Annotated in this window: 3 protein-coding genes; 1 reads left to right on the plus strand and 2 read right to left on the minus strand. The window is 43.8% G+C overall.

The window, feature by feature from the left end:
• Positions 1-1081 (minus strand): hypothetical protein (locus QVO39_RS02355; RefSeq protein WP_288171600.1); only part of this gene is annotated, 1081 nt, incomplete at its 3' end.
• A 51-nt stretch (positions 1082-1132) separates the two neighbouring features.
• Complete coding sequence (locus QVO39_RS02360) at positions 1133-3433, minus strand: TonB-dependent receptor (RefSeq protein ID WP_288171604.1); 2301 nt, start codon at positions 3431-3433, stop codon at positions 1133-1135.
• A 597-nt stretch (positions 3434-4030) separates the two neighbouring features.
• On the opposite strand from QVO39_RS02360, the gene QVO39_RS02365 reads away from it, so the two are divergent.
• The coding region (locus tag QVO39_RS02365; protein WP_288171602.1) for a DNA-binding protein at positions 4031-4738 on the plus strand (708 nt) is incomplete at its 3' end.

The following is a 4738-nucleotide window of genomic DNA, read 5'->3' on the forward strand; positions in this document are numbered from 1 at the left end:
CGCCACAATACGCCCGTTTTGGGAGAGTTACACCAGATAGCTGTCCTAGGATATCTACTACCGCTTGATCTAGTGTGCAGCCCCACGCCTTGGCATAACGACGTACATAGTCTCTTTGCTCATCAGTCTTGAGGTCGGCAAAGGTCTTCATACTATCATCCATGAGGTACTCCATACGGCTACTGAATACCACGAAGTGTATCTTCGTATCTAGATCCCATACATCCACTTGGAGCTGGGCTGTAGATGGCTTGTTGTAAGGTGATGGAGTTTCGGTCTTTGAGAAGGTCTTTTTAGGATCCTTCTTATTGGTAAGGGAGTGCATCAGTTTCACTTGGATATCACAAGAATAGGTCACGGGAATAACCCCTTCTTCAACCGGCTTAAATGGATTAAATTGAAGGATACCCTTAAAGCCACGTGGATCCTTGATGAATTTAGCCTCATCGTCAGATGCTAGCTTGTCGTGTGGGTCAGTATCCATATACCAGTACTTAAAGAGGTCAGTTACGCCATTTTGATCCTTTGGAAGGTTGGTCATCAGCTCTTCCTTATCCGTAGCGCCCCAAGATTTGATAGAATTATCTACTGGGATAAAGAAGTGCTGGTGGATATTCTCTTGCCCATTAGTTACAAATTGATGGGTGATGTCTTCTCCTTTAGCATTATAGTACTTGATTACTAGGGAGTAGAAATTGCCGCCATTGCCTGGCTTTGAAAGGCTCTCTCCATAGTCAAGACCGGTACGTACATAGAAGGCCTTTGGGCTATCCTCTGCTGGCCCCCACTCTAGTGTTGGTCTCCCATTGCCATCCTTCCCCTTTTTCAGCTTATAGGTAATCTTCTGGAAGGTTTTGAAGTACTTAACTTGGTCTGACACCCCATTTCCGTGCCAAGTTGAAGGGCCGTGCGTGTGGCACTCTTGTAGGATAAACTCTGCAGTAGTAGGATCCTCATGAAGTTTTTTGAGCTTTTGGTCTTCAGGCTCTGGGACCTGATTGACAATCCCATTCTTGCATCCAGTAGCCATCATAGCTACCATCATAGCCACCATCACGGTGAATAAGCTTTTTAATTTCATAAAATTGTTGTCTATAAAAATGGTTATTGTGTTGAAAAATAGTTGTTGTGATCAGAATGTCCACATTAGGCGCAGCTTCACGCTTCTACCTAGATTGTGGAAGTAGTATCTGAAGCGATTGGTGTAGTCTTTGTACTCTGCGTTGGTGAGGTTTTCAATACTCACCTCCCCCTCTAGGCTTTTCCCGAAAGTGACAGGGGCTTTTGCCTTTAATGAGAGGTCGAAGAGTGTATAGGCTGGTGGGGTGAAGTCCACTAGGTCTAGCTCTGGGCTAAAGAGCGTTTGCTTTGCGACATAGGTCATCTCGAAGTTGCCTGATAGCTCTATAGAGGTGCCGGGAATGGTATACTCCGACTCTATCCAGTGACGCCACCTGAATGGGGCGATATTAGGGACATGTAGCATATTCTTTAGGTGTCCCACCGTGATGCCTGTTTGGAGCCCGTATGCAAGTAGTTTTCCTATGATATTGGCATTGGCTTTGAAGTCTGCACCGCAGAAGAAGGCATCTTCTTGCCAGAAATCAAATACGGGGTACTCTCCTGCTTGAGTCTGAAAGAATGTGCCACGTTTAGTGGCCTGATAGATATATCCATTGACGTACTGTAGAAATCCTTCAATAGAGCAGGCAAGCTTGTCCCCACTGTACTCTATGGAATTGACCCACTTATAGCCAATCTCTGGGGTTAGGTTGCGGTCGCCTCGGGAGAATACTCCTGCTGCTTTATCTACTCCGAGGGAAAAACGTTCGTACACGTGTGGTGGACGCTGGAGGATAGAGAAACTACTAATGACCGAAAGCTTGTCGGTAGGAGTATAGCCTACGCCTATTTGCCCTCCTAGTAGAGTGCGGTGATCGGCATCTGAGAAGTATTCACTTGCTAAGTCGTAGCCAGCTACCCCTATTGTATAATCTTCATACCTAAATCCCCAATCCATGTAGAAGTGCTCCCATACTTTTTTCTGCCAAGCAAATAGACTGAACGTATAGGCCTTATAGTTTGGAATCATTGGTTGCACACCGGTATCTTCGGGATTGTCATTGGTGGAGATTTGAATCTCCGCCCCCACTTCGGCTTCTGTACCTAGTAGGTTATAGTGGTTCCAGGTTAGGAGCCCGTCAAGTGTAGAGAGTCGCATGCTGTACTCTGGCACGTAGGATCGGTAATTGCGTCGATTGTGGTAATCCTTGTGTATATCTAGCTGGTAGGATAGATTGAGCCGAAGTACTTGCTCGGTGGTAAGATCGTAGCGAGTGCGCGAGTTGATAAGGTGATGCCACACTTTGGAGTAGGGGTATTGGATTTTCCTTGTGAATGGGTAGATAAGCTCTGGTTTCCCTATTTTCAGTCTCTGTTCAAAGAGATCACGACTTCCTATTTGCCAAGCAAACATGCTGGCTTCATGAGAGTGAAAAAAGGAGTAGTACAATTCGGAGGTAAATCGACTTCCACGCCTATAGCCCAATTGCGCAGTGGTACTCCATTGCCTACTACCCGTATTATTGAGTAGGTAGTGGGCAGTAGACTTATCGCCGTAGTTTTGATAAGAGGCGGCTATATTCCAAGCCCAATGATTATTGTGTGAGCCATTGATCCCGATGAGGCCAACCAACCCACGCCCATTGGTGATATATGAGGTGGCAATCTTTCCCCCAATGCCCTTTTGTTGATATTCAAGCAATGGAGGGTCTATTTCTACTACACCACCTAGGGCTCCCGAACCATGCTTTACCACCTCTGCCCCCTTGAGTACTCGGACATTTTGCGCCATACTAAAGTCGATCTCTGGTGCCATATCGATGCCCCAGCCTTGACCTACGTGGCGTATGCCATTATTAACAATCATCACCCGATTACTGTGCATGCCGTGAATGACTGGTTTGCTCGCATTGGGACCAGTCGATAGCATAGATACTCCTTTTACTTTGGAGATGGCTTCAGCAAGCGAGCTCCCTAGATTACTAGAAATATCCCGGCTACTGAGTGTTTCTGCTACTGTAACACTCTTTGTAGTGGCTTTACTTTTTACCACTACTTCATTGAGCGAAAAGTTGGATGCATAAAGGGAGATATAGAGTGGGTGACCACTAGATGCCTCTTTCGTAGCATTCCTTATCTCAACGGCTTCATACGCAATGTGAGAGAACTTAAGGGTCGCACTGTGGGGCACCAATACGGTGATTTTTCCGCCCCTTGCAGTGACTCCTGTTTCACGGTCGTTGATTGATACAACCACTCCATCTATTGGTTCTTGCGTAATGGCATCACGCACGATGCAAGAGATGGATACTCCCTTGCTCTGCTCCTGTGCAAAAATGTCTGTCTTGGAAAATGTAAGCGATAATAACATCACTATACACTTACATATGGCAAGACAACAAGGCTGATGACTCCTCATCATAAACTAGGATTAATGATTAAACTTGCAACTGGGTTGCATAGGTAGCTAATGTTTTTTAGTTATGCCATAAAAATTGGCAGCTAATCAGGGCTTATGCATTAGAATAGCCTTGTGAGTGGCTTTTATCGGGGTGTCTATGGATAAGGAGACTGTTACACGGTGTGAATAATTAACATCCACGGACAAATCCATCCCACAAATAAGGGTGCAGATGGTCTTTGAATAACAGCCTAAAAAAGCAACAGCTAAGTGACCAAAAGTTTAGTTGCAATTAAGCATTTGCTTTGTTGCATCTCGGCAATTGCTTAGTTGCAACTCGCCGATCGCTTAGTTGCAACTCAGTTTTCGCTTTTATATGGTTTTGAATATCAGCTTGTTATAAATTGGATTTTTGGGTCACTCCTTTCTCCTATTTTATAGGGTCATTAACTTATGCATTTACTCCTAATGCGTAACCCCTGCAGTACAAAAATCCAATGGCTGTCTGGTTGGAAAATAATATGTAAATTGCACTAGTAATTTGAAACTACGTAATCGTGAAGTGATATGAAAGATTTGACCATCTCAAACATAGAACGGCAGAATGTACTTAACAATCGTTTTGCGGTCAGTAAGGTACAAGAGCATCTTGATATAGAAGGAATGCTCTTTGAGGGCGAATACCGCTTTACAAAAAAAATGGTTGCCGACTTTTATCAAGTTGACACATCTACAATAGATCGTTATCTGCAATCAAATTCTGATGAATTGAAGCATAACGGATATATTTTATGTAAGGGTAAACAACTGAAAGAGTTTAAGTTAGAATTTGCTCACCTTATTAATGAGGCGAGCAAAACAACACAACTTGGACTGTTTAATTTCCGCTCTTTCTTGAATATGGGTATGCTACTTACAGAGAGTGAAAAAGCCAAGAAAGTCCGTAGCCTCATCTTGGATTTTGTGATTACCACTATCAATGAAAAGACAGGTGGAGGAACAAAATATATCAACCGCAGGGATGTGCATTACCTTCCTGCCGCAATTACAGAGGAAAACTATCGTAAAAATCTCACTTCTGCCATCAAACAATACGTGGAGGGACATCCCACATACAAATATTCTCAAATTACAGATTTCATTTACAAGGCTGTATTCAAGGAGAATGCTAAGGAATACCGGGAAGTGTTGAAGTTGGATTCCAAAGACAATGTTCGACACACGCTGTATTCAGAGGTTTTATTGGTTATTTCTTCTTTTGAAAACGGTGTGGGT

Origin of the sequence: Porphyromonas sp. CAG:1061 (genome assembly GCF_000435035.1) — a bacterium.
In the GTDB taxonomy this organism is placed as follows: Bacteria; Bacteroidota; Bacteroidia; order Bacteroidales; family Porphyromonadaceae; genus Porphyromonas_A; species Porphyromonas_A somerae.

Coding starts and splice junctions, on each gene's coding strand:
- QVO39_RS02360 (WP_288171604.1), bottom strand. CDS start 3,433: ATGTTATTATCGCTTACATTTTCCAAGACAGACATTTTTGCACAGGAG.